We start from the raw sequence: 25,550 nt of genomic DNA on the forward strand, positions 1-25,550 counted from the left end.
CCGGGCCGAAGCACAGTCTCGAAGCCGTCGACGCCAGGCTCCGCGCCGACGGTCACCGGACCCGCTGGCTGCACGTCAGCCACGCCTTCCACTCCGCCCAGATGGACCCGGTCCTCACCCGGCTCACCGACGCCGCGGCGCGGCTCACGCACCACCCCGCCGCGATCCCCGTCATCTCGTGCACCACCGCGGCGCGCCTCACCTCCATCGACTGGGCCGGACACGCCAGGGGCACCGTCAACTTCCACGGGACGGTCACCTACCTGACCGACCACGGCACCACCACCTTCCTCGAGATCGGGCCCGACACCCAGCTCACCCCGCACCTCACCGGGGCGCTCAACGTCGGCGTCCAGCACCGCACCAAACCACAGACCCGCACCCTGCTCACCACGCTCGCCACCGTCCACACCCACACCGACCACGCCATCACCTGGCCCGGCACCACCACCGCGGTCACCGACCTGCCCACGTACCCCTTCCAGCACCAGCGGTACTGGCCGGCGCCGTCGGCGCGCGCTACGGACGCCAGGACACTCGGGCTCACGGCGATGCACCATCCGCTGCTGCGCGCGACGGCGGAGATCGGCGACGGCCGCGGCGTCCTGATCACCGGCGGGCTGTCCCTCGGCGACCAGCCATGGCTCGCCGACCACGCCCTCGCCGGCACCCCGCTGCTGCCCGGCACGGCGTTCGTCGAACTGGCGCTCACCGTGGGGCAGAAGGTCGGCTGCCTCCGCCTCGACGAGTTCCTCATCGAGGCGCCGCTGGTCGTCCCCGCCTCCGGCGGGCTGGCCGTCCACTGCTTCGTCGGCCCCGACGACGGCGGCCGGCGCACCGTCGACGTCTACGCCCGCCCGAACGACGCCGCCGACGAGCCGGACTGGGTGCGGTACGCCACCGGGGTGCTGCGGTCCGGCGACGTCACGCCCGCGCCGCCTGCCCGCGGCACCGCGTGGCCGCCCGCCGGTGCCACACCGATCGACCTGGACCACGCCTACACCCGTCTCGCCGAACACGGCTACGAGTACGGGCCGGCGTTCCAGGGCCTGACCGCCGCGTGGCGGCACGGCGACGGCATCGCCGCCGAGGTCACGCTCGCCGCCACCGGCGACGCCGACGCGTACACCGTCCATCCCGCGCTCCTCGACGCCGCCCTCCACCCCATCGCGTTGGGCACGCCCGACGACCGGCTGGTGCCGTTCTCCTGGCGCGGGGTACGCATCCACGCGGTCGGCGCCACGACGCTGCGGGTGCTGCTGTCCCGGACCGGCGACGGCTACGCGATCGAGATGACCGATCCGTCCGGTGCGCCGGTGGTCACCGTGGACTCGCTGACGCTGCGCCCGTTGCCGGCGGACGCGCTGCGGGACCGGTCTGCGGCACCGGCGGCGCTGGTACTGGGCTGGCCCGCGCTGGCCGAGGTCCCCGGGCAGACAGTGGGCAGCACCGCGGTCATCGGCGAGCTTCCCGGCGCGGCCGGCGACGTCCACGCCGGCATCGCGGCGTTGCGCGCGACGCTCGACACCGGCGCGCCGCCCCCCGACGTCGTCTTCGTCCCGGCCGTGCCACCCGCTGACGCCGAGCCGCCGGACGCCGTGCGGGTCGCGTTGCGGGACGCCCTCGACGCGGTGCGGCAGTGGCTCGCCGACGACCGGCTCGCGTCGTCGCGGCTGGCCTTCGTGACGCGCGGCGCGGTCGCGGCAGGGCCGGACGCGCCGGCCGCCGGCCCCGCCGCCGCGGCGGTGTGGGGCCTGATGCGCAGCGTGCAGCTGGAGCATCCCGAGCAGTTCGTCCTCGTCGACGTCGACGGCGCCCCCGTCTCGCTCGCCCGGCTGGCGGCCGCGGTGGCCACCGGCGAGCCGCAGGTGGCGATCCGCGGCGGCGTCCTGCACGTGCCGCGCCTGTCCGCGGCGCCGCCGCCGGGCGCGGCACCGGCCCTCGACCCCGCGGGCACAGTGCTGATCACCGGTGGCACCGGCACGCTCGGCGGGCTCGTCGCCCGGCATCTGGTCACCCGGTACGGTGTCCGCCACCTGCTGCTGCTGTCCCGCGGCGGACCGGCCGCGCCCGGCGCCGAGCCGCTCACCGCGGAGCTGACCGGCCTCGGCGCCGAGGTCGTCGTCCACGCCTGCGACATCGCCGACGCCGATGCCCTCGCCGCCGAGCTCGCCGCGGTGCCGGACGCCCATCCGCTGACCGCGGTCGTCCACGCCGCCGGGGTCGTCGACGACGCCACCGCCACGGTCCTCACGCCGCAGAGCCTGGACCGGGTCCTGGCGCCCAAGGCGGACGCGGCCTGGCACCTGCACCGGCTCACCGAGGACCGGCCGCCCGCCGCGTTCGTGTTGTTCTCCTCGCTGGCCGGCACCGTCGGCAGCGCCGGGCAGGCCGGCTACGCCGCGGCCAACGCGTTCCTCGACGCGCTCGCCGCCCGGCGCCGGGCGCGGGGGCTGCCCGCCACGTCCATGGCGTGGGGCCTGTGGGACGAGTCCAGCGGCATGACCGCGAACCTCGACGACGTCAGCCGGCGGCGGATGAGCCGCAACGGCATCCGGCCGCTCGCCACCGGCCACGGCCTGGCACTGTTCGACGCGGCGCTGGCCGGTGACGCGCCCGGTGTCGTCACGACCGATCTGGACCGGCCCGGCCTGCGCCGGCTCGCCGACGCGGGCCGGCTCCCGGCCGTGTTCCGCGACCTGGTCCCGGCGGGCCCGCGGAAGGCGACCGCGGCGTCCCGCGAACCCGGCCCCGCACTGGCCGGCCGGCTGGCGGCACAGTCACCGCGGGAACGCACGGACCACCTGCTCGGACTCATCCGCTCGGCGATCGCGGCGGTGCTGGACCACGGCAGCGTCGAGTCGGTCGACCTGGACCGGACGTTCAAGGAGCTAGGCTTCGACTCGCTCATGGGGGTCGAGCTGCGGAACCGGCTGGCGGCGGCGGTCGGCCTGCGGCTGCCCGCGACCATGGTGTTCGACCATCCGTCGCCGGCCGCGCTCGCCGCGTTCCTGCTCGGGGAGCTCCTCGGCGGACACGCGCCCGTCACCGTCGCGGCGTCCACGGCCGTCGGCGGCGACGACCCGATCGCGGTGGTGGGGATGGCGTGCCGGTACCCGGGCGGCGTCCGCTCACCGCAGGACCTGTGGCAGCTCGTCGACAGCGGCACCGACGCCATCGGGCCGTTCCCCGACAACCGCGGCTGGGACAACGACGCCCTCTACGACCCGGACCCCGACCACGCCGGCACCTCGTACACCCGGCACGGCGGGTTCCTGCACGACGCCGGCGACTTCGACGCCGCCTTCTTCGAGATGTCCCCGCGCGAGGCCCTCGCCACCGACCCGCAGCAGCGGCTGCTCCTCGAGACCGCGTGGGAGGCCATCGAGTCCGCGGGCATCGACCCCACCACCCTGCACGGCACCGACACCGGCACCTACGCCGGGCTCATGTACCACGACTACGCCACCCTCGCCCAGCCCGCGCACCTCGAGGGGCTGCTCGGGACCGGTACCGCCGGCAGTGTCGCCACCGGGCGCATCGCCTACACCCTGGGCCTGCAGGGACCGGCCGTCACCGTCGACACCGCCTGCTCCTCCTCGCTCGTCGCCGTGCACATGGCGAGCCAGGCCCTGCGGACCGGCGAATGCACGCTCGCGCTGGCCGGCGGTGCCACGGTCCTCGCGACACCGGCCGCGTTCGTCGAGTTCTCGCGGCAGCGGGGCCTGGCCCCGGACGGGCGGTGCAAGTCGTTCGGCACCGGCGCGGACGGCACCGGCTGGGCCGAAGGCGCCGGCATGCTCCTCCTGGAACGTCTCAGCGACGCGGAACGCAACGGCCATCCCGTGCTCGCGGTGATCCGCGGGTCGGCGGTGAACCAGGACGGTGCCAGCAACGGCCTCACCGCACCCAACGGGCCTTCACAGGAGCGGGTGATCCGGCAGGCTCTCGCGAACGCCGGGCTCGGCGCCGCCGACATCGACGCGGTCGAGGCCCACGGCACCGGCACCACCCTCGGCGACCCCATCGAAGCCCAGGCTTTGCACGCCACCTACGGCAGGAACCGCCCGGCCGACGCACCGCTGTGGCTCGGCTCGATCAAGTCGAACATCGGCCACACCCAGGCCGCCGCCGGTGTCGCCGGCATCATCAAAATGATCCAGGCGATGCGGCACGGCACCCTGCCCCGAACCCTGCACGCCGACGAAGCCTCACCGCACGTCGAATGGGACGGCAGCGTCCAACTGCTCACCTCGGCCCTGCCGTGGCCCGAGCTGTCGCGCCCGCGCCGCGCGGCGGTGTCGTCGTTCGGGATCTCCGGCACCAACGCCCACGTCATCGTCGAGCAGCCGCCGGCGCGAGCGGACGCCGCCGACGAGCCGGACGTGCTCCTGCCGTGGCTGATCTCAGCCAAGACGGAACAGGCGCTCGCCGACTACACGACCCGGCTGCTCCCGGCGGCCGGCGGCGGCGACCTCAACGGTGTCGCCCGCACGCTCGCGGCGAGCCGCGCGAGGATGCCCTACCGGGCCGCGATCATCGCCGCCGACCCCGCCGAGCTCCGCACCGCCCTGGCCGGCCACACGGCGATGACGAACGCCGGGGTCAGTCGCAGCACCGGCAAGACGGCGTTCGTGTTCACCGGCCAGGGCAGCCAGTACCCCGGCATGGGCAAAGACCTCTACCACGCGTTCCCCGTCTTCGCCGACGCCCTCGACGAGGTGTGCACCCACCTCGACCCGAACCTCAAAACCCTCATGTTCGACGGCCCAGCCGACCAGCTCAACCAGACCGGCAACGCACAACCGGCGATCTTCGCCGTCGAAACAGCCCTCTACCGGCTTGTCCGCAGCACCGGCGTCACACCCGACTACCTGGCAGGGCACTCCATCGGAGAGATCGCCGCCGCACACGCCGCCGGCATCCTCAGCCTCCCCGACGCGGCGGCCCTCATCACCACCCGAGCCACCCTCATGCAGCACCTCCCGCCCGGCGGTGCCATGCTGGCGGCCAGCACCACCCCGGACACCGTCCGGCCGTTCCTGACCGACGACACCGCGATCGCGGCCGTGAACTCCCCGACGTCGCTGGTCGTCTCCGGGCCGAAGCACAGTCTCGAAGCCGTCGACGCCAGGCTCCGCGCCGACGGTCACCGGACCCGCTGGCTGCACGTCAGCCACGCCTTCCACTCCCCGCAGATGGACCCCGCCCTCGGCCGGCTCGGCGCGGCCGCGGCCGGGCTCGTCCACCACCCGGCCGCCGTCCCGGTCATCTCCTGCACCACCGCGGCGCCCCTCGCCGCCGGCACCGACTGGGCCTCCCACTGGGCCGGGCACGCCCGGAACACCGTCAACTTCCACGACGCGGTCACCTACCTGACCGACCACGGCACCACCACGTTCCTCGAGATCGGGCCCGACACCCAGCTCACCCCGCACCTCGCCGGGGCGCTCAACGTCGGCGTCCAGCACCGCACCAGACCGCAGACGCACAGCCTGCTCACCGCGCTCGCCACCGTCCACACCCACACCGGCCACGCCATCACCTGGCCGGGCACCACCACCGCGGTCACCGACCTGCCCACGTACCCCTTCCAGCACCAGCACTACTGGCTCACCCCGACCACCAACGCCGACCCCGCCGGCCTCGGCCTGGACCCGACCAGCCACCCGCACCTCACCGGCTCCATCACCCTGCCCAACGGCGACACGACCTACACGGGACGGATCAGCACCAGGACCCACCCGTGGCTGGAGCAGCACACCATCCTCGGCACGCCGGTCGCCCCCGCCAGCACCCTGCTCGACCTGATCGTCCACACCGCCACCGGCCACGACACGCCGTACATCACCGGACTCACCATCGAGCAGCCGCTGCCGCTCAGGGACGGCGGCGCGGTCCGCGTCCAGGTGACCGTCACGGCACCGGACGAGACCGGGCTGCGTCAGGTCAGCGTGCATTCGGCGGCCGAAGGCCCGCAGCCGGCGCCGCTGGTCCGCAACGCCCACGCCGTGGTCTCGCCCGTGCCCGCCGCCCATCACGCGACGTCGTGCGTGCCGCCCGCGGATGCGGTGCCGCTGGACCTGGACGACGTCTACGCCCGACTCGCCGAACGCGGCTACGAGTACGGGCCCGCGTTCCGTGGCGTGACCGCCGCCTGGACGCACGGCGAGGACGTCTACGCCGAGGCCGGCCTCCCGCCCACCGGCACCGACGGCGACCACGTCATCCACCCCGCGCTCCTCGACGCCGCGCTGCACGCCGCGGCGTTCGCCGATCTCGACACCGCGCCGCCGGCCTCGATCTCGTTCCCGTCGTCCTGGGGCGAGGTGGCGTTCACCGGGCACCGGGCCACCGACATCCGGGTGCGGGTCCGTCCCACCGGCGATGGGTACGCCGTGACCGTCAGCGACCTGGACGGCCTGCCGGTCGCCTCGTTCGGCACGGTCAGGTTCGAGACCCTCGCAGCCGACCGGATCGCGGCGCTCGCGCTGCAGCCGCTCCGCGTGGTGCAGTGGCAACCGCTGCCCACTCAGACGGGCGCGGGCCTCCCGGTGGCGCTCGGCGCCTCCATTGTGGACGGTCTCGACGAGGTGGCCGGTCTCGACGAGCTCCTCGCCCTGGAGACGCTCCCGCGGGCGGTCGTCTGCTCGGCGCCGGCGGACGATGACGACGCCCGCACCGCCCCGACCTTAGTGGGGCGGTTCCTCGCCGACGACCGGCTCGCCGACGTCCGCCTCCTGATGCTGACCAGCGGCGCCACCACCGGCACGCTCGCCGCCGCCGCGGTCTGGGACAGGCTCTGCACCGTCCAGGCCGAGCACCCCGGCCGGCTGGTCCTCGCCGACGTCGCCCCCGGCTCGGCGCTCACCCCGGCGCTGCTCGCCGACTGCCTCGCCGGTGGCCGTCCGCGGTACGCCTGCGACGACGGTGAGCTGCGCGTCCCGGAGCTCGTCGAGCTGCCCCGGCGGGCCGCGCCGGTCGTCGGCTGGGATCCGGAGGGCACGGTCCTGGTCACCGGTGCGGGCACCGCCGCCGGCGCGCTGATCGCCGAGCACCTCACCGCCCGGCACGGCCTGCGGCACGTGCTCCTCACGCCGCACCTCGACCCGGAAGCCATCGACGCGGCCCTGGCCGGAATCCCGCCGGAGCACCCGCTCACGGCCGTCGTCCACACCGCCGACGCCCCGGGGACCGCATGGCATCTCCACCGGCGCACCGAGGACCGGGAGCTCGCGGCGTTCGTGCTGTTCTCCTCCTACGTCGGCCCCGCCGGCGCCGCGTTCGCCGACGGCCTGGCCACGGTCCGGCACGCCAAGGGACTGCCGGCGACCGCCGTGGCGTGGGGCCCGTGGAGCGAGACCGCCGGCGATACAGAGTGGTGCGTCCCGATGCCGGCGGCCGCCGCCCTGATCCTCTTCGACCAGGTGCTCACCAGCGACCGCCCCCGTCTCGTGGCCGCGCGCCTGGCCGGCGGCGCACCCGCGGTGAAGCCGCCCAGGCAGGCACGGACATCGTTCAACCTGCGGCGCGAGCTCGAGGACCGGCCCGCCGAGGAGCGGCAGGACGTCGTGCTGGTCATCGTCCGGCAGGCCCTGGCCGACGTGCTCGGTCATGCCGGGCCCGAGTCGGTCGCCGCGGACCAGCCGTTCCAGGAGCTCGGCATCAGCTCCCTCACCGCGACAGAGCTGCGGGACCGCCTCGCCGACGTCACCGGGGTGCCGCTGCCGGCCACGCTCGTCTACGACTACCCGACGCCCACGACGCTGGCCGGGTACATCTGCGAGCGGGTGGTCCCGACCGCGTCGTCGGCCACCCAGCTGCTGGAGGAGCACCTCACGCGGCTGGAGATCACGCTCGCGGAGGTCTCCGACGCCGACTCCCGCAGCTGGCTCGCCGGGCGGCTCACCGACCTCGCGGCGCGGGTCGGCGCCGGGCTGCCGGCCGGCCGGTCCGGCGCAGCCGACCTGGACTCGGTGTCCGACGAAGAGATGTTCGCCATCATCGACAACGAACTCTGATTGGGGTCACCTGATGTCCGACGACGAAAAGCTGCGCAGCTACCTGAAGCGCGCCGTCACCGACCTCCGGGACACCCGTCAGCGCCTGGCCGAGGTGGAGGCGGCCCGGCACGAGCCGATCGCGGTGGTGGGGATGGCGTGCCGGTTCCCCGGCGGGGTCCGCTCGGCGGAGGACCTGTGGCGGCTCGTCGACACCGGCACCGACGCGATCGGCCCGTTCCCCGACAACCGGGGCTGGGACACCGACGGGGTCTACGACCCGGACCCGGACCGGATCGGCACGTCGTACACGCGCCACGGCGGCTTCCTCTACGACGCGGACCAGTTCGACGCGGCGTTCTTCGAGATGAACCGGCGTGAGGCGCTCGCCGCCGACCCGCAGCAGCGGCTGCTCCTCGAAGTCGCGTGGGAGACGATCGAGTCCGCGGGCATCGACCCCGCCGCGTTGCACGGCAGCGACACCGGCGTCTACGCCGGGATCGTGTACCACGACTACGGTCCCGAGGCGGGCAGGGCGCCGGAGGAGGTCGAGGGCTACATGGTGACCGGCAAGACCGGCGCCGTCGCCTCGGGCCGGGTGGCGTACACCCTCGGCCTGCACGGCCCCGCCGTCACTCTCGACACCGCCTGCTCCTCGTCGCTGGTCGCGGTCCACCTCGCCGGTCAGGCGCTGCGCTCCGGCGAATGCTCCCTGGCCCTGGCGGGCGGCGCCACCGTGATCGCCACGCCGGGCGCGTTCATCGAGTTCTCGCGGCAGCGGGGACTGGCGCCGGACGGGCGGTGCAAGTCGTTCGCGGCGGCGGCCGACGGCACCGGCTGGGCCGAAGGCGTCGGACTGCTCCTGCTCGAACGTCTCAGCGACGCCGAACGCAACGGCCACCCGGTGCTCGCGGTGATCCGCGGGTCGGCGGTGAACCAGGACGGTGCCAGCAACGGTCTCACCGCACCGAACGGGCCGTCGCAGGAACGGGTCATCCGGCAGGCCCTCGCGAACGCCCGCCTGTCCCCCGCCGACATCGACGCGGTCGAGGCCCACGGCACCGGCACCGCGCTCGGCGACCCCATCGAGGCGCAGGCGTTGCTGGCCACGTACGGCAGGCACCGTCCCGTCGGCCGGCCCCTGTACCTCGGCTCGATCAAGTCGAACATCGGCCACACCCAGGCCGCGGCCGGCGTCGCGGGCATCATCAAGATGATCCAGGCGATGCGGCACGGCACGCTGCCGCAGACCCTGCACGTCGACGCGCCCACGCCGCACGTGAGCTGGGACGACAGCATCCAGCTGCTGACCGCCGCGCTGCCCTGGACCGCCACCGGCCACCCGCGGCGCGCCGCGGTGTCGTCGTTCGGCCTGTCCGGCACCAACGCGCACGTCATCGTCGAGCAGTCCCCGGCGCCGGCGGATGCCGCCGCGGAGCCGGACGTGCTCCTGCCGTGGCTGATCTCGGCCAGGTCCGAGCGGGCACTGGCCGACTACGCGACGCGGCTGCTGCCCGCCGCCGCGGGGGATGATCTCAACGCGGTCGCCCGGACGCTCGCCGCGAGCCGCGCGGGGATGCCGCACCGGGCGGCGATCGTGGCCACCGATCCCGCCGAGCTGCACGCGTCGCTCACCGCGCTCACCGAAGGCACCGGCGCTCCCGCCCTGATCACCAGCTCCGGGGCCGGTCGCAGTACCGGCAAGACCGCGTTCGTGTTCACCGGGCAGGGCAGCCAGTACCCCGGCATGGGCAAAGACCTCTACGCCGCGTTCCCGGTCTTCGCCGACGCGCTCGACGAGGCACTCGCCCACCTCGACCCGAACCTCAAAACCCTCATGTTCGACGGACCGGCCGAAGTACTGAACCAGACCGGCAACGCGCAACCCGCCATCTTCGCCGTCGAGACCGCCCTCTACCGACTCATCCGCAGCACCGGCATCACGCCCCACTACCTCGCCGGGCACTCCATCGGAGAGATCACCGCCGCACACGCCGCCGGGATCCTCACCCTCCCCGACGCCGCAACCCTCATCACCACCCGAGCCACCCTCATGCAACACCTCCCACCCGGCGGCGCCATGCTCGCCACCAACACCAGCCCCGACACGCTCCAGCCGTTTTTGACCGACGACATCGCCATCGCGGCCGTCAACTCCTCCACCTCGGTCGTCATCTCCGGACCGAGGGAGGCCCTGGAGCCGGTCGACGCCAAGCTCCGCGCGGCCGGCCACCGGACCCGCTGGCTGCACGTCAGCCACGCCTTCCACTCCCCGCAGATGGACCCCGTCCTCGGCCCGCTCGCCGACGTGGCAGCGCGACTCACCCACCACCCCGCCGCGATCCCCGTCATCTCCTGCACCGACGCCGGGCCCCTCACCACCATCGACTGGGCCGCGCACGCCAGGGGCACCGTCAACCTGCACCAGGCGCTGAGCCATCTCGCCGACCACGGCACCACGACATTCCTGGAGATCGGGCCCGACACCCAGCTCACCCCACACCTCACCGGGGCACTCAACCTCGGCGTCCAGCACCGCACCAAACCCCAGACGCACACGCTGCTCACCGCGCTCGCCACCGTCCACACCCACACCGGCCACACCATCACCTGGCCGGGCACGACCACCGCCGCAGGGCTTCCCACGTACCCCTTCCAACACCAGCACTACTGGCTCACGCCGAGCACCGACACCAACCCCGCCGACCTCGGACTCGACCCGACCAGCCACCCCCACCTCACCAGCTCCGTCGCCCTCCCCGGCGACCAGACCGTCTACACGGGACGCATCAACCCCAAGACGCATCCCTGGCTCGGCCAGCACACCATCCTGGGCACGCCCATCGCCCCCGCCACCACCCTGCTGGACCTCACCCTCCACACCGGCGCCGCCCTCGACGCGCCACACATCGCCGAGCTCACCATCGAACAGCCGCTGCCGATGCCCGCCACGGGCGCGACGAACCTGCAGGTCGACGTCGGCGCCGCCGATCCCGCGGGCAGGCGGGGCTTCACCGTCCGTTCACGGCCGCAGGGCGCCGCCGGCGACATCCCGTGGACGACGCACGCGACCGGGTCGATCAGCGCGGAGACGCCGGGACCGGAGACGTACGCGTGGGCGGCGTCCTGGCCGCCGCCGGGCGCGACCCCGCTGGACATCACCGGGATGTACGAGGACCTCGCCGAGCTCGGATACGACTACGGACCGGACTTCCGCAACCTCGAGGCCGCCTGGCGGGACGGCGACGACATCTACGCCGAGGTCGCGCTGGACGCCGAACGGCACGCCGAGGCGGAACGGTTCCGGATCCATCCGGCGCTGTTCGACGCCTGCATGCACTCGCTGGCGCTCGGCGGCAGCCCCGGCGACGACGTGCTCATCCCGTTCTCCTGGAGCGGCGTCGAGCTGTTCGCGACCGGCGCGACCGCGGTGCGGGTCCGGCTGCGCCGCACCGGCGAGCACCTGGTGTCCCTGCAGCTCGCCGACCCGGCCGGCGAGCCGGTGGCCGGCGTCGGGTCCGTCCGGGTGCGCCCGGTGGACCCCGCCGCCCTCCGGGTCAGCGACGCGCGGCCCGCCGGCGAGTCGCTGCTCGTGCTCCAGTGGACCGCGGTCCGCGAAGCATCCGGGGACGAGGCAGGACCACTCGCCCTGATCGGTCCCGACACCCTCGGCCTCGCGTCCCTGGGCGGCGCGGTGCGGGACGGCGACGCGGGTGACCCGCCGGCCGTCGCGGCGCTCTGCGCGACCGGGCCGATCGCCGCCACCCTGGAGCGGGTCCAGGCGTGGTTGGGCGACGAACGCTTCCGCGACACGCGGCTGGCCGTCCTCACCCGGGGTGCGGTGTCCACCCGCCCCGGCGAGGACGTCGACCTGGACGCGGCACCGGCATGGGGGCTGATCCGCAGCGCGCAGAACGAACGGCCCGGACGCTTCACCCTCGTCGACATCGACGACGACCCCGCGTCCGCCGCGGCCGTCCCCGCGGCGGTCCTGCTCGGCCCGCCGGAGCTGGCGGTGCGGCGCGGCGTCCCGTACACGCCGCGGCTGGAACGGGCAGCGGCGGTGCGGATCCTGACGCCCCCGCACGGCTCCGACGCGTGGCGGGTCGGGATGGACGGCGGCGGGACCGTCGACAGCCTCACGATCGTGGCCGACACGGCCGCCGACCGGCCCCTCGCGCCCCTCGAGGTGCGGGTCGGCATCCGCGCCGTCGGCCTGAACTTCCGCGACATCCTGGTCGTGCTCGGCATGTACCCCGGCGCCGTGCCGGCGCTCTGCACGGACGGGTCAGGGGTGGTGACCGCCGTTGGGGACGCCGTGCCGGGCTTCGCGCCCGGCGACCGCGTGGCGGGGCTCTTCCCCGGCTGCCTGGGGCCGGTCTCGGTCACCGACCATCGCAACCTCATGCGGATCCCGGACGCCTGGACGCATGCGCAGGCCGCCACGGTACCCGTGACGTTCCTGACCGCGTACTACGGCCTCGCGGACCTGGCGCGCATCAAGGCGGGGGAACGCCTGCTCATCCACTCGGCCGCCGGTGGCGTCGGGATGGCGGCGCAGCAGCTCGCCCGGCTGTGGGGGGTGCGGACGTACGGCACGGCCAGCCCCGGCAAGTGGGGCGCGCTGCGGGAGCTCGGCTTCGACGACGCGCACCTGGCCTCGTCCCGCGACCTCGGGTTCGAGGAGCGGTTCCGCGACGCCGGCATCGACGTCGTGCTCAACTCCCTGGCGTACGAGTACGTCGACGCGTCACTGCGGCTGCTGCGCACCGGCGGCCGCTTCCTGGAGATGGGCAAGACCGACATCCGGGACGCCGAAACTGTCGCGCAGCGGCATCCCGGCACGCAGTACCGGGCCTTCGACATGGTCGAGGCCGGCCCGGACCGGATCGCCGAGATGCTCGCGGACCTGTCGGCGCTGTTCGAGTCCGGTGACCTCCGGCCGCTGCCGACGACCACCTGGGACCTCCGGCAGGCACCGGCCGCCTTCCAGTACGTCCAGCAGGCGCGTCACGTGGGCAAGGTGGTCGTGACCGTACCCCGGGCGCCCGACCCGGCCGGTACCGTGCTGATCACCGGTGGCACCGGCGTGCTCGGCCGGCAGATCGCCCGGCGGCTGGTCGAGCGGCACGGCGTGCGGCACCTCGCCCTGGTCAGCCGCCGCGGCCCGGACGCGCCGGACGCCGCCACGCTCACCGCCGAGCTGACGGACCTGGGCGCCGAGGTGACGACGTTCGCGGCCGACGTGGGCAGCCGCGACGAGCTGGCGGGCGTCCTCGACCGGATCCCGGCGGAGCGTCCCCTCACGGCGGTCGTCCACGCCGCCGGGGTGTCCCGTGACGCGACCGTCGACTCGATCACCGCCGACGACCTCGGCGTGGTGCTCCGCTCGAAGGTCGACGGCGCGCGGCACCTGCACGAGCTGACCCGGGGCCGGGACCTCGCGGCGTTCGTGGCGTTCTCCTCCGCCGCCGGCCTGCTCGGCGGCCCCGGGCAGGGCAGCTACGCGGCGGCCAACGCGGCGCTCGACGCGCTGGCCGCGCACCGCCAGGCGAACGGTCTCAGCGGCACGTCGCTGCCGTGGGGGCTGTGGTCCGTGACCAGTTCCTTCACGTCGCACATGAGCGACGTGGACCTGGCCCGGATGCGGCGCACCGGGCTGGTGCCGCTCTCCGTAGAGCAGGGCCTGGACCTGTTCGACGCGTCGTTCGACCGGCCGGAGTCGCTGATCGCCCCGATCGGTGTCGACACCTCCGCCGCCCGCGACGCCGTGCCGCCGATGCTGCGCGGGCTCATGCGCGCCCAGGTGCGCCGAGCGGCGTCCGCCACCGCGGAGACGGCGGAGTCCTTCGCCGCGCGGCTGGCCGGCCTGACCGGCGCCGATCAGCAGCGGGCCGTCCTGGACCTGGTCCGTACCCACGTCGCGACCGTGCTGACGTTCGACGACCCGGGCGCGGTCGATCCCGGGACGCCGTTCAAGGACCTGGGGTTCGACTCGCTGACGTCGGTGGAGCTGCGCAACCGGCTCAGCGTCGCGGTGGACCTGAATCTGCCGGCCACGATCGCCTTCGACTACGCGACCCCGTCGGCGCTCACCGATTACCTGAGCGGCGAGCTGATCGGGGCCGCACCGGACCCGGCGCTCGCCGCGATCGTCCACCTGGAGGCCCTGGAGCGGACCGCCAAGGAGGCCGATCAGGCGTCGCCCGCGTGGCAGGATGTGGTGGCCCGGCTGCGGGCGTTGCTGGCCGGGTGGACGAGCACCGGGGAGCGGTCCACCGTGGGCGAGCAGATCCGGGAGTCCTCCGTGTCGGAGATCTTCGCCCTCATCGACCGCGAGATCGGCCGCCCCCTCGGCTGAGCGGGCCGCACCGGCCGCCAGGTCGGCGCGGCCCTCGGCTGAGCGAGCCGCACCGGCCGCCAGGTCGGCGCGGCCCTCGGCTGAGCGGGCCAGGACCGGAAACGCCGCTCGCCGGCCCCCGATCGGGGGCCGGCGAGCGGTTCTGCGTGCGGTTGTCGCTACAGAGAGGAGCGTTTATGCGGCGCCGAAGCGGCGGCGGAGCCGCGTCACGGCGAGCGCTCCCATGATGGCCGCCCGCCGCAGGGGAAGGGCACGGCGCATCCGCAGCACGGACAGGACGCTCCACAGCTGCGACTCGACGACGTGGTCCGGTGAGCCGTGGACGTCGTCGTGCTCGAGCACCCGCACGCCGGGCAGCGTCCGGACCAGCCGGGCCACGTCGGACCGCGGGATCACCTCGTCGCGCGAGCTCACGACGCAGCGCACCGGGATCCGGACCGCCGCCAGCTCCTCGTCGGTCAGGCCCCAGGCACTGATCTTCCCGGCCACCTCACCCGGCTGCGAGCCGGTCAGGTGGGCCAGGGTGTCCCGGGTGACCCGGGGGATGCCGCGCTGCCAGACCTGGTCGGTGAAGAAGTCGTGCACCGGCGCGCCCGCCAGCACGATCCCGCGCAGCCGCCGGTCGTGCGCGGCGGCGCGCAGCGCGAGGTGGCCGCTGAAGCTGAGCGCGAGCAGGTAGACGTCCACGCCGGCCGCGGTCTCCCCGAGCGCGTCGAGGATGTCCGGGATCATCCGCCAGCTGTCCCAGTCGTAGGACCGGGTGTTCTGACCGACACCCGGCAGCTCCGCCACCACACCGGTCATGCCCAGCTGCCGGACCAGCGGCAGCGCCGGCGCCCACTGCTCCTTGGTGCTGACGATGCCACCCATGATCAGCAGCAGCGGCCGGGGCGGGCCGGGCGACGGCTCCGTCGCCCAGCAGCGCAGCTCGCCCCGTGGTGTGTCGAGCCGCAGCGGCACGACACCGGTCCGCCAGGCGTCGTAGGCGGCGACCGCCTGGTCCAGCGCCTTCTGCCGGGTGGGTCCGTCGACGTACGGGAAGCGGGCCATCGTCCAGTGGCGGGACGCCGCCAGCAGGTCACCGGCCTCACGCAGTTCGGCGGCCGAGTTCGACCACTCGACCGCCCAGGATCCCGGCTCGCCGTCGTCGTCGTTGTCGATCCGGTCGAGCACCGCCTGGCACCGGTCCGGCGGGATCTGCTGCGACCGGGCGTGCAGGACGGCGAACTGTTTGAGTTCCGCGACGTCGTTCATGTCAGCCCTTGGCGAGCTGGCCGGCGAGCTTCCAGGTGCGCTGCCGCTCGGCCTCGGAATGGATCGCGGACTGGCTCAGCACGACGGCGTCGGCGCCGGCGTCGAAGTAGCGCTGGATGCCCTTGGCCACCACGTCCTCGTCGCCGATCAGGGCCACCGCCGCCGGGTGCGTCACGCCCTCCGCGGCGAAGAGGCGCCGGTAGGAGGGCAGGTCGGGGTAGTACCAGAAGCCCTCGTTCGCGATGGCCTGGACCTTCTCGACCTCGTCGGTCACCACCGCGGGAACGGCCGCGATGATCCTGGGCATCGGCCGGCCCGCCGCCTCCGCGCCCTTCGCGACGTCCGGGATGATGTGCTCGGCCAGCGCGCGCGGCCCGGCCAGGAACGGCATGGCCGCGTCGGCGAGCTCGCCGACCACGTGCAGCGCCTGCGATCCCACGGCCGCGACGACCACGGGCACACCGCCGCCGCCCGGCACCACGGCGGGCATGATCGGCTTCGCCGTGATCACCTCACCGGCGAAGTCCGGCTGCTGCCCGTCGAACACCTGGCGCAGCACGATCAGGGACTCGCGCAGGCGGCGGATGGGCCGCTCCCACCCGGGGCCGAAGGCGGGCTCCATCATGGCCTGCGCGCCGAGCCCGATCCCGAGGGTGAAGCGGCCGCCGGTGGCGGCCTGCGCGGTCTGCGCCTGCGAGGCGATGGTGAGCGGATGACGGGGCCACAGCGGCACCACGCCGCTGCCGATCTCGATGCCCGGCACCTCGCGTCCCACGATCGCGGCCGCCGTGATGGCGTCGTGGTCGAACAGCTGGGAGAACCAGGCCGACGTGACCCCGGCGTCAGCCGCCTCGCGGGTCTTCTCGATCAGCGTGTCGACGATGTTCGTCACCTCCGAGCCGACGTCGGCGGCAGGGGTGAGTATCACTCCGATGTGCTGCGTCATGTGGCCGGCCCTTCCACAGCTCAGACTGGGCGTTTCCTTACCCCGGACTCTGCGCACCGGGGCTAAAGCCTCGCTTGCGTGTGCGCGCCCGTGTCCCCCGCCGCACCACTCCCGTCAACTTGACGACCGATCGGTAAGCTGACTACGCTGGCGACACTGACCGACCGTTCGTCAAGTAGTGCGAGGGCATCGAAGTGACCGACGCGCAGCAGCTGCGTAACGACACGCCACAGGCGGCAGTGCAGGAGAAGGCGCCGTTCGTCTGGACCCGCCGCCACACGCTCATCGTCGTGGTGATCTGCGCGGCGCAGATCCTGGACACGATCGACATCTCGATCATGAATGTCGCCCTGCCGCAGATCAAAGGCGAGCTGGGCTTCAGCGAGGCGAGCCTCAGCTGGGTGGTCAACGGTTATCTCGTGACGTTCGGCGGCTTCCTGCTGCTGTGCGGGCGCGCGGGCGACATCCTCGGCCACCGGCGGGTCCTGCTGGCCGGTCTCGGCGTCTTCGCCGTCGCATCACTGGTCGCCGGCCTGGCCTCCGACGACTGGACCCTCGTCGCGATGCGGGTCCTGCAGGGGTGCGGCGCCGCGCTCATCAGCCCCATGACGCTGGCACTGCTGGCACGGATCTTCCCGGAGGGCCCGCGGGCGAAGGCGATCGCGGCGTGGGGCATGGCGGCCGGCCTCAGCGGCATCTTCGGCCTCGCCGTCGGCGGCCTGCTGACCATCGGGCCGGGCTGGCGCTGGATCTTCCTCATCAACCTGCCGGTGTGCGCGGCGGTGATCGCCGGCGCGCTGCTCTGGCTCGATCGCGACGAGCGGCCCGCCCGGCGCACCCAGCGCTTCGACCTCGTCGGCGCCGTCGCGTCGACGGCCGGCGTGCTGCTGGTCACCGTCGGCATCATCCAGAGCAGCCAGGAGGGCTGGAGCTCCCCGCAGGCCCTCGTGCCGTTCGCCGCGGGTCTCGCGCTCCTCGCCTACTTCGTCCTGCACGAGGGACGCGTGGCCAAGGACCCGCTGCTGCCGTTCTCGCTGGTCAAGATTCCCAACGTCGTCGGGGCCAACATCACCCAGGCGCTGGTCGGCAGCGGCATGTTCGCGATGCTCTACGTCGCCACGCTGTATCAGCAGGAGGTGCTGCACTACAACCCGCTGCAGACCGGCCTGGGTTACATCCCGCAGACGCTGATCATTCTGGTCTCCGCCCAGCAGACGCCCAGGATCCTTCAGGCCCTCGGCATCCGGGCCACCGTCGTCATCGGCTCGGTGATCGCCACGGTCGGCATGGCCCTGCTCGCACTGTCCGGCCCGGACGGCACCTACCTGGTCAACATCCTCGGTCCGTCGCTCATCATCGGTGTGGGCATGGCCCTGACCTTCCTTCCGTTGTCCCTGGCCGCCGGCATGGGCGTGCCCGACGATCAGCAGGGCGTCGCATCGGGCCTGATCAACGTGTCGCGCGTCACAGGCGGCGCCCTCGGCCTCTCCGTCATCGCCGCGATCGCCGCCGGCTACACCAGCCATCAGCTGCAGGCCGGTGTGGACCAGATCAACGCGGCGACCGACGGCTTCCAGCTCGGCTTCCTCGCCTCGGCCGGCCTGCTGCTGCTGTCGGTGTTCACCGCACTGCTGCTCCCTCGCAAGCCCGCCGCGGCAAGCTAGTATGCTAGTGATGACCGTCAATGTGTCGACTTCGTATGGTTGCTTTGTCCACGTGATCTTGCAGCAATCAGAAAAACAACGCTGAACACTGGCCATCGGCACGACATCTGATCCATACTGCGCCTCCAGAAACCAATTTCCGGGCCGCCCCCTTCACAGCGACCACGGAGATCTCGCGGCCCGCGCCCGAGCTTCACTCAGGGTGCGGCCATATGGTTGATGACGTGCACCAGAATCCGCAGACGCGGCCGCGTCTGCGGATTCTTGGCGTCCGCCGCATCGGCCTCCACCTGCGCAAACGCTCGCTCCCGAACCTAACGGGAAGCCGTCAGGGAGCACACCGAACAAATCGAGCTTGTTAACTATCTCAAGGCGACCTTGCACCTTGCATGTTGCCGACTATATTCTGCGACGATCGCCTACCGTGGCGTTGTTGACCAGTCAGGGACGGTCGTGGCATCGATGCCGATCGTCGTGCTATGGCACCGCACAAGGCGATGATCGCCGGAAAGAGCACCCAGGAAGCACGGGGGAAGGGCCACGCATCGTGACCGCGCGAGACGCTGAACTGCGGGAACTGAAGGATGCATTCAAGCTCGGCCAAAGCGGCTGCGGGACCGTCATCCTGCTGAGCGGGTCAGTCGGGATGGGCAAAACCGCGCTCGTCAACACGTTCCTCAATTACGTCACCCACGACCTGGAGCACCACGAAGACCCGGACGCACCGGACGGGGCCGGCGCCGGACCGCTCGTGCTCACCGCGTCGTGCTCGTTCGCCGAGCGGGCACTGCCACTGACCGTGATCAAACAGCTGTTCGGCAGCCCACAGCTGCCGGCCGAGCACCGCGCCGCGGCGGCCGCGCTCCTGAGCAACCAGGCCGTAGCCGCGCACCTCCTCGAGGACGATCCCTGCACCGGCGACGGCATCAACGCGTGGCAGGCCGAGGTCGCGCAGGGCCTGCTCGACCTCCTGCTCGGCCTGGTGGACCGCCGGTGCGTGGTCATCGCGGTCAACGACTTCGAGCACGTGGACTCGTTCTCGCTGCACGTCATGATGTACCTGCTGGTGCGGATCAGCACCGCACGCGTCGTGGTCGTGCTCAACGAGTCCACCAGCGCCCGCCCGCGCTTCCAGGCCATGAGGTCGGAGATTCTGCGGCAGCCGTATGCCCGCCACATCCGGTTACTCCCGCTGACCCGCGAGGGCGTCACCACCATGGTCGGCGAGTCGCTCAGCGCGCCGGCGACCGCCCAGCTCGCCGGCCCGCTGCACGAGATCAGCGGCGGCAATCCCCTGCTGCTGCGCGCGCTCATCGACGACTGCGCGCGCTCAGCCGTCGACGGCGAGGTGCCCGGAGTCGTCGTGGCCGACGCGTTCAGCGACGCCGTCATCCGATCGCTGCGCCGCTTCGGCGCGGAGGCCGTGCGGGCCGCGCGGATCCTGGCCGTGCTCGAGGAGCCTCCCCCGCTGCCCCTGCTGGCCCGGCTGCTGGCCTACTCGGTCGAGGTGACCGGCCAGCTCGTCGATCGGCTCGACGCCGCCGGCGTGCTCACCGGGCTGCGGTTCCGGCACCCGACGGCGCGCGCGGCGGTGCTGCGCGACTGCCAGGCCGACGAGCTGACCGGCATGCGCGAGCACGTGGCGCTCGTCCTGCACCGCTACGGCGCCCCCACCGGCGCGGTGCTCGCCCAGCTGCTCGCGGCGGGCTGCCCGGCCGCACCGTGGGCCACCGACCTGCTGCGCCGCGAGGCCCGCAAGGCGCTGGCCACCGAGGACTACGAGATCGCCCTGTCCTACCTCGAGCTCATCGGCGAACAGGCCGTCTCGCCGCAGGAGCGGACCGAGATCGACGCGTTACGCGCGACCGCGGAATGGCGGTTACATCCCTCCGAGGTGACGCACCGCTTTCCCGGCCTGCCCGCCGCGGTCCGCAAGGGGCATCTGCCCGACCGCGAGGCCGTCGCGGTCGTGCGCAACATGCTCTGGTACGGCCGGTACGACGCCGCCACCGAGGCCATCCGGGCGCTCGCCGACCGGAGCCCGGGCAGCACCGAACGGGCCGCCTTCTTCTCGTGGCTCGCCTGCACCTATCCGGGCCTGCTGCCGGGCCTGCCGTCCGTCCGGATCACCGAGGCACCGACCTCCGAACTACGCGCCGCCGACCTGCTCGGCGACCTGCTGCTGGGCAGACGGGCGCGCGACTCCGCCCTCGAGGCCGACTATCTGCTGCGCGGCTCGTCGCCGGTGGACGCGGCCCACTACCCGATGATCTCGGCCCTGGAGGTGCTCATCTACGCCGGGCACCTCGACGCCGCCGAACGCTGGTGCGCCGTGCTGATGGACAACGCGGCCCGGGTGCGCAGCTCCATCGGCACGGCACTGGTGTCGTCGTTACGCGCCGAGGCGGCCCTGCGCCACGGCGACCTGCCGGCGGCGGTCCGCCACGCCGGCTTCGCGATGAGCGCCCTGACCCCGGCCGGCTGGGGGGTGCGGCTCGGCGCCCCGCTGCACTGCCTGATCGCCGCGCACACCGCGATGGGCGAGCTGGACGAGGCCGCCCGCCTGGTCCAGCACGTGCCGCCCCGGGGCATCGCCGAGACCCGCTTCGGGCTGCTGTACTGGCACGCCCGCGGCCAGTTCTACCTCGCCACCGGGCAGGTGTACGCCGCGATCGAGGACTTCCAGGTCTGCGGCGACACGATGCGGCGCTGGGGGATGGACCGGCCCAACCTGGTGCCGTGGCGCACCGACCTGGCGCAGGCGCTGCTGCGCGCCGGCAAGGTCGACCGCGCCAGGGTCCTGGCCGAGGCCCAGCTCGAGCTCGCCGACGCCGGCGGCGGCCCGGCCCGCGGGGTCGCGCTCCGGGTGCTCGCGGCCGCGACCTCCACGCCGGGGCGGCGGCTCGCGTTGCTCACCCAGGCGGTCGAGGCGCTGGAGGACTGCGGCGACACCGTGGAGCTGGCCCGCACGCTGCACGAGCTGAGCGAGACCCATTTCTCGATGGGCAAGGCGTCCCGCGCCCGCGTGCTGGCCCGCCGGGCCCGGCGGATCGCCGAGACGTCACGGCTGCACCTCGGCGGACGGTCCGTGGTCGGCGAGGACCCGTCACGGGTCGGCACCGCCCCCGAAGCCGCCGCCGCGGCCGACGAGACGGTGTCGCTCACCGAGGCGGAGCGCCGCGTGGCGGTGCTGGCCGCGCAGGGATACACCAACCGGGAGGTCGGGCAGAAGCTGTTCGTCTCGGTCAGCACCGTCGAGCAGCACCTCAGCCGCGTGTACCGCAAGCTGAAGGTGAAGCGGCGCGCCGAGCTGGCGGCCCGGTTCCAGCGCACGCTGGCGATCACGCGGATCTCCGGCGTCCGCGCGATGGCCGACTGACCGCGCGACGCCCGGCCGGCAAGCGCGGCGCTGCCACGGAACGGCGCTCTCACTGAAAGGCGGAGAGCCTGACCGAAGCGCGGCGCCCCGCCGGAGGCGCACCGACCGGCTGAAAGCACAGCACGGCGTGCGTGTTTCGTTGGCGCGGGGTGCGCCGACGGCCCGCGGCAACCGCCGCGGGCCGGAAGCGGAAGGTCACGACTCGGCGACCGTGATCGCCATCACCGGGCAGATCGCGGCCGCGTCATGGACGCCGGCCTCGTGCTCCGCACCCGGATCGCTGGTCCGGAGCCACACGATGCCACTGTCCTCGTGCTGGTCGAAAACCTCGGGCGAAGCCATGACGCAGTGACCGGAGCTGATGCACCTGTCCTCGTCCACGGAAACACGCATGTGACTTCCCTTCTCGGGTCCGGGTGACGTCACCAGGTCACGGGCAATTCATGGACGCCATACACGAATCCCTCGTTCTTGAACTCGAGCTCGTCGGGGCGCACCGCGAGGGCGAGGGTGGGAATTCTGCGGTACAGCGTGCCGTAGACGGCCTGCAGCTCGACCCTGACCAGCGGGTGACCCAGGCACTGGTGCATGCCGAAGCCGAAGGCCAGGTGCTGGCGCGCGTCGCGGTGCACGTCCAGCCTGTCCGGGTCGGCGTAGGCCAGCTCGTCGCGGTCGCCGATCTCGGCCGGCATGATCAGTCCCTCGCCCGCCCGGATCAGCCGGCCCTCGATCTCGATGTCCTCCAGGGCGACCCGGCGGCGGCCGCCGTGCGTCACGGACAGGTACCGCAGCAGCTCCTCGGCGGCCCCGGCGATCAGCTTGGGGTCGTCGGTGTCGCGCAGCGCGGCGAGCTGCTCCGGGTTCGTGAGCAGGGCGAAGGTGCCCAGGGCGATCATGTCGGCGCTGGTCTCGTGGCCCCCGACCAGCAGCAGCAGGGCCATCATGGCGAGGTCCGGGCGGGTCATCTGCCCGGTCTTGAGCTGCTCGGTGGCCAGCTGCGACAGCAGGTCGTCGGCGGGGTCGGCGAGCTTGCGGCCGATCAGGTCGTCGAGATAGCCGACCAGCTCGAACTGCGCCGCCAGCGCGGTCTCCGCCGCGGTGTCCCGGTGGATGAGCAGCCGGCTCGTGCGCTGGAAGAATTCGTGGTCCTCATACGGGACGCCGAGCACGTGACAGATGACCAGTGACGGCACCGGCAATGCGAATGCCGACATCAGGTCGACCGGCTTCGGGCCGGCGAGCAGATCGTCGATGAGGTCGTCGACGATGCGCTGCACCGTCGGGCGCAGCTCCTCGATGCGCCGCACGGTGAATGAGGGGCTGAGCATCTGGCGCTGCCGGGCGTGCTCGGGATCGTCCATGGTGATGAACGTGCGGAGGTCCGCCGCACGGTCCCGGAAGCTCTCACTGACGTGCGGGTATCCCGGCAGCAGCGTGTCCGAGCCGACGCGCGGGTCGGCCAGCAGCGCGCGCTGCACGGCGTGCCTGGTCACCAGCCAGGGGGTGCTGCCGTCCCAGAGCCGGACGCGCACGAGCGGCCCCTCGGCCTGCAGCTCGCGCAGCGCCGGCGGGGGGTCCAGCGGGCAGCCCGCCGCGCGGGGCATGGGGAATGCGGGTAGGGCGTCCTGCACCCGGTCGGGAGCGCCGGTCGGCGACGTGGTCATGCTGGCTCCTTTGCTATTCGCGCGCTGTAGCCAAAACGACGTTTCGGATCCACTTGCCGATAGACGCTATCGGAGACGCCACACAAGGGAAGCCACGTGCCGAGAGAATGCGGATGTCGATTTCTTCATAGGGGTTTGTCCGCCGCGAATAGGGGTGGCGGAGGGGACACCCGCTACCGGCTTATGGTTTCCGCGAGTTTGTAGAATCGGAACGCGGCCCGGCGCCAGGTCCGGCCAGCATTTACCGGTATCGATCAATCTCGAAGGAGCCGGCCCAAGTGGTGAGCATGCCATCCCGTCCCGCTGATCGGCGGGACGCGACGCCGGTTGCCCTCGACGAGCCGATCGCCGGGCTGACCGACCCGTTCGCGGTAGGGGTGCACCGCCCGGTCGCCGCGGAAACGGCCGGGCCGGCCCTGCCGCCCTACGTCCGGCGCGAGCACGACGAGCGGCTCGACCGGGTGATCGACCGGGCGGTCGAAGGGCGCAGCGCCTTGGCGGTCCTCGTGGGATGGCCCGCCACGGGCAGGTCCCGCGCCTGCTGGGAGGCGGTCCACCGGCTGCCGGCGGGCTGGCGGCTGTGGCGTCCGCTCGACGAGCCCGACCCCGAGGCCGTCCTGGCGCGGCTGTCCCGGCCGGCCCCGCGGACCGTGGTGTGGCTGGACGGGATCGAACGCTACCTGGACGCCCCCGGCGGCGCCGGTGAGCGGTTCGCCGCCGCGCTGCGCGGCCTGCTCGCCGACGCCGGCCAGGCACCGGTCCTCGTGCTGGGCACGCTCTGGCCGTCGCACTGGGGACGGCTCACCCGCGGCGGCACCCCGCACGTGCTGGCCCGCGCGGTCCTGGGCGGCGCAGGCATCACCGTGCCCGGCGCGTTCACCGGCGCCGCGCTCGAGGACCTGCGGGCGGCGGCCACCGCCGACGGCCGGCTCCGCATGGCACTGGAGGAGGCCCGCGACGGCCGGGTCGCGCAGCGGCTCGCCGGGGCGCCGGCACTGCTGGACCGCTACCGTGCCGCCCCGCCCGCCGCCCGCGCGCTGGTCGACGCCGCGATGGACGCCCGCCGGCTGGGTCACCGCGCACCGCTGGCGCTCGGGTTCCTGGCGGCCGCCGCGCCGGCCTACCTGACCCACGCCGAGCGGGACGCCCTGGTCCAGGACTGGCTGGAGCAGGCGCTGGCCTACACGGCGGCGCCGTGCCGGGGCGCCGGCGCGCTCCTCGGCCGGGTCCGCCGGCACGACCCGGCCGACCTCGGCACCGGCGTGGCCTACCGGCTCGCGGACGTCCTCGACGAGCACGGCCGGCAGCAGCGCAGGAGCCAGGTGCCGCCGGCCGGGTTCTGGGCCGCGGCGGCGGCGCACACGTTCCCCGCCGACCAGGCGACGCTCGGTGAGGCCGCCCACGCGCGCGGCATGTTCCGCGACGCCGGGCAGTTGCACAAGAACGCCGCCGCGCACGGCGACCGCCGCGGTGTGCTGTACCTCCTGAGCGCCGCGACCCATCTCCGCACGGACGTCCGCACGATCCGCTGGACCGCCGAGCACACCACCCTCGACGACCCGGCCGCGGTCGCGTGGCTGCTGGACGGGCTGCGCGGGGCGGCCGCGCGGGACGAGACCACCGCACTGCTGCGACGTGATCCCGCCGGCCGGGTCCGCCTCGACGACCCGGCCGCCGTCGCCGGGCTGCTGGTGCGGCTGCGCGGGATGGACGCGGAAGGGCAGGTGACCGCGCTCGCCGGCCGCGCCGCCGAGCAGACCGCCCTCGACGACCCCGCCGCCGTCGCCACGCTCCTCGACGGGCTGCGCGGCGTCGGCGCGCACGACCAGGTCACCGCGCTCGCCAACCGCGCCGCACACCACACCCGCCTCGACGACCCCGCCGCGATCACCACACTCCTCGACGGACTCCGCGGCGTCGGCGCGCACGACCAGGTCACCGCGCTCGCCAACCGCGCCGCACACCACACCCGCCTCGACGACCCCGCCGCGATCACCACACTCCTCGACGGACTCCGCGGCGTCGGCGCGGACCACCAGGTCACCGCGCTCGCCGACCGGGCCGCCGCCGACGCCCCGCTCGACGACGCCTTCGCCGTGACCCAGCTGCTGGACCGGCTGGCCGAGACCGGCACGGACCGGCAGGTCGCCACGCTCGCCGACCGCGCCGCGGCGCACGTCCCGGTCGACGACCCGGCGCGCGTCGCGGGGCTCCTCGACGGGCTGCACGCGGTCGGCGCCGACCAGCAGGCCGCCGCGCTCGCCGACCGCGCCGCCGCGTAC

8 protein-coding genes and 1 pseudogene are annotated in these 25,550 nt (G+C 73.6%); 5 read left to right on the plus strand and 4 right to left on the minus strand.

The window, feature by feature from the left end:
• Window positions 1–101: 101 nt before the first annotated feature.
• Complete coding sequence (locus tag ACZ6TV_RS30180; RefSeq protein ID WP_465300677.1) at window positions 102–8,021, plus strand: SDR family NAD(P)-dependent oxidoreductase; 7,920 nt, start codon at window positions 102–104, stop codon at window positions 8,019–8,021.
• A gap of 31 nt (window positions 8,022–8,052) precedes the next feature.
• A pseudogene (locus ACZ6TV_RS30185) lies at window positions 8,053–14,361 on the plus strand (SDR family NAD(P)-dependent oxidoreductase); the annotation flags it as partial.
• Window positions 14,362–14,535: 174 nt separating this feature from the next.
• Here ACZ6TV_RS30185 and ACZ6TV_RS30190 read toward each other — a convergent pair.
• Both ACZ6TV_RS30190 and ACZ6TV_RS30195 read right to left on the minus strand, forming a co-directional pair.
• A complete protein-coding gene (locus ACZ6TV_RS30190; RefSeq protein ID WP_465300678.1) occupies window positions 14,536–15,615 on the minus strand; it encodes an alpha/beta fold hydrolase in 1,080 nt (359 codons plus the stop codon).
• 1 nt (window position 15,616) lies between these two features.
• Window positions 15,617–16,561 carry a TIGR03564 family F420-dependent LLM class oxidoreductase gene (locus ACZ6TV_RS30195; protein ID WP_465300679.1) on the minus strand — a complete coding sequence of 315 codons (945 nt, stop codon included), beginning with the start codon at window positions 16,559–16,561 and terminating at the stop codon, window positions 15,617–15,619.
• Window positions 16,562–16,755: 194 nt separating this feature from the next.
• On the opposite strand from ACZ6TV_RS30195, the gene ACZ6TV_RS30200 reads away from it, so the two are divergent.
• On the plus strand, window positions 16,756–18,225 hold the full coding sequence (locus ACZ6TV_RS30200) for an MFS transporter (RefSeq protein ID WP_465300680.1): 1,470 nt from the start codon (window positions 16,756–16,758) through the stop codon (window positions 18,223–18,225).
• Window positions 18,226–18,772: 547 nt separating this feature from the next.
• Complete coding sequence (locus tag ACZ6TV_RS30205; RefSeq protein WP_465300681.1) at window positions 18,773–21,604, plus strand: LuxR C-terminal-related transcriptional regulator; 2,832 nt, start codon at window positions 18,773–18,775, stop codon at window positions 21,602–21,604.
• Between the two features lie 195 nt (window positions 21,605–21,799).
• Here the strand turns inward: ACZ6TV_RS30205 and ACZ6TV_RS30210 are convergent, their stop codons facing one another.
• Window positions 21,800–21,997: a ferredoxin gene (locus ACZ6TV_RS30210; protein ID WP_465300682.1), complete on the minus strand. Its 198-nt coding sequence runs from the start codon at window positions 21,995–21,997 to the stop codon at window positions 21,800–21,802.
• Window positions 21,998–22,026: 29 nt separating this feature from the next.
• Window positions 22,027–23,268 (minus strand): cytochrome P450, encoded by a 1,242-nt coding sequence (locus tag ACZ6TV_RS30215; protein ID WP_465300683.1) that lies wholly within the window; start codon window positions 23,266–23,268, stop codon window positions 22,027–22,029.
• 281 nt (window positions 23,269–23,549) lie between these two features.
• On the opposite strand from ACZ6TV_RS30215, the gene ACZ6TV_RS30220 reads away from it, so the two are divergent.
• Window positions 23,550–25,550 (plus strand): hypothetical protein (locus ACZ6TV_RS30220; RefSeq protein ID WP_465300684.1); only part of this gene is annotated, 2,001 nt, incomplete at its 3' end.

The sequence above is a fragment of the Dactylosporangium sp. NPDC051087 genome (assembly GCF_055586325.1).

Excerpts from the sequence above, each read along its gene's own strand:
- ACZ6TV_RS30180 (WP_465300677.1), top strand. The coding sequence starts at position 102 with ATGGACCCGGTCCTCACCCGGCTCACCGACGCCGCGGCGCGGCTCACG.
- ACZ6TV_RS30190 (WP_465300678.1), bottom strand. The coding sequence starts at position 15,615 with ATGAACGACGTCGCGGAACTCAAACAGTTCGCCGTCCTGCACGCCCGG.
- ACZ6TV_RS30195 (WP_465300679.1), bottom strand. The coding sequence starts at position 16,561 with ATGACGCAGCACATCGGAGTGATACTCACCCCTGCCGCCGACGTCGGC.
- ACZ6TV_RS30210 (WP_465300682.1), bottom strand. The coding sequence starts at position 21,997 with ATGCGTGTTTCCGTGGACGAGGACAGGTGCATCAGCTCCGGTCACTGC.
- ACZ6TV_RS30215 (WP_465300683.1), bottom strand. The coding sequence starts at position 23,268 with ATGACCACGTCGCCGACCGGCGCTCCCGACCGGGTGCAGGACGCCCTA.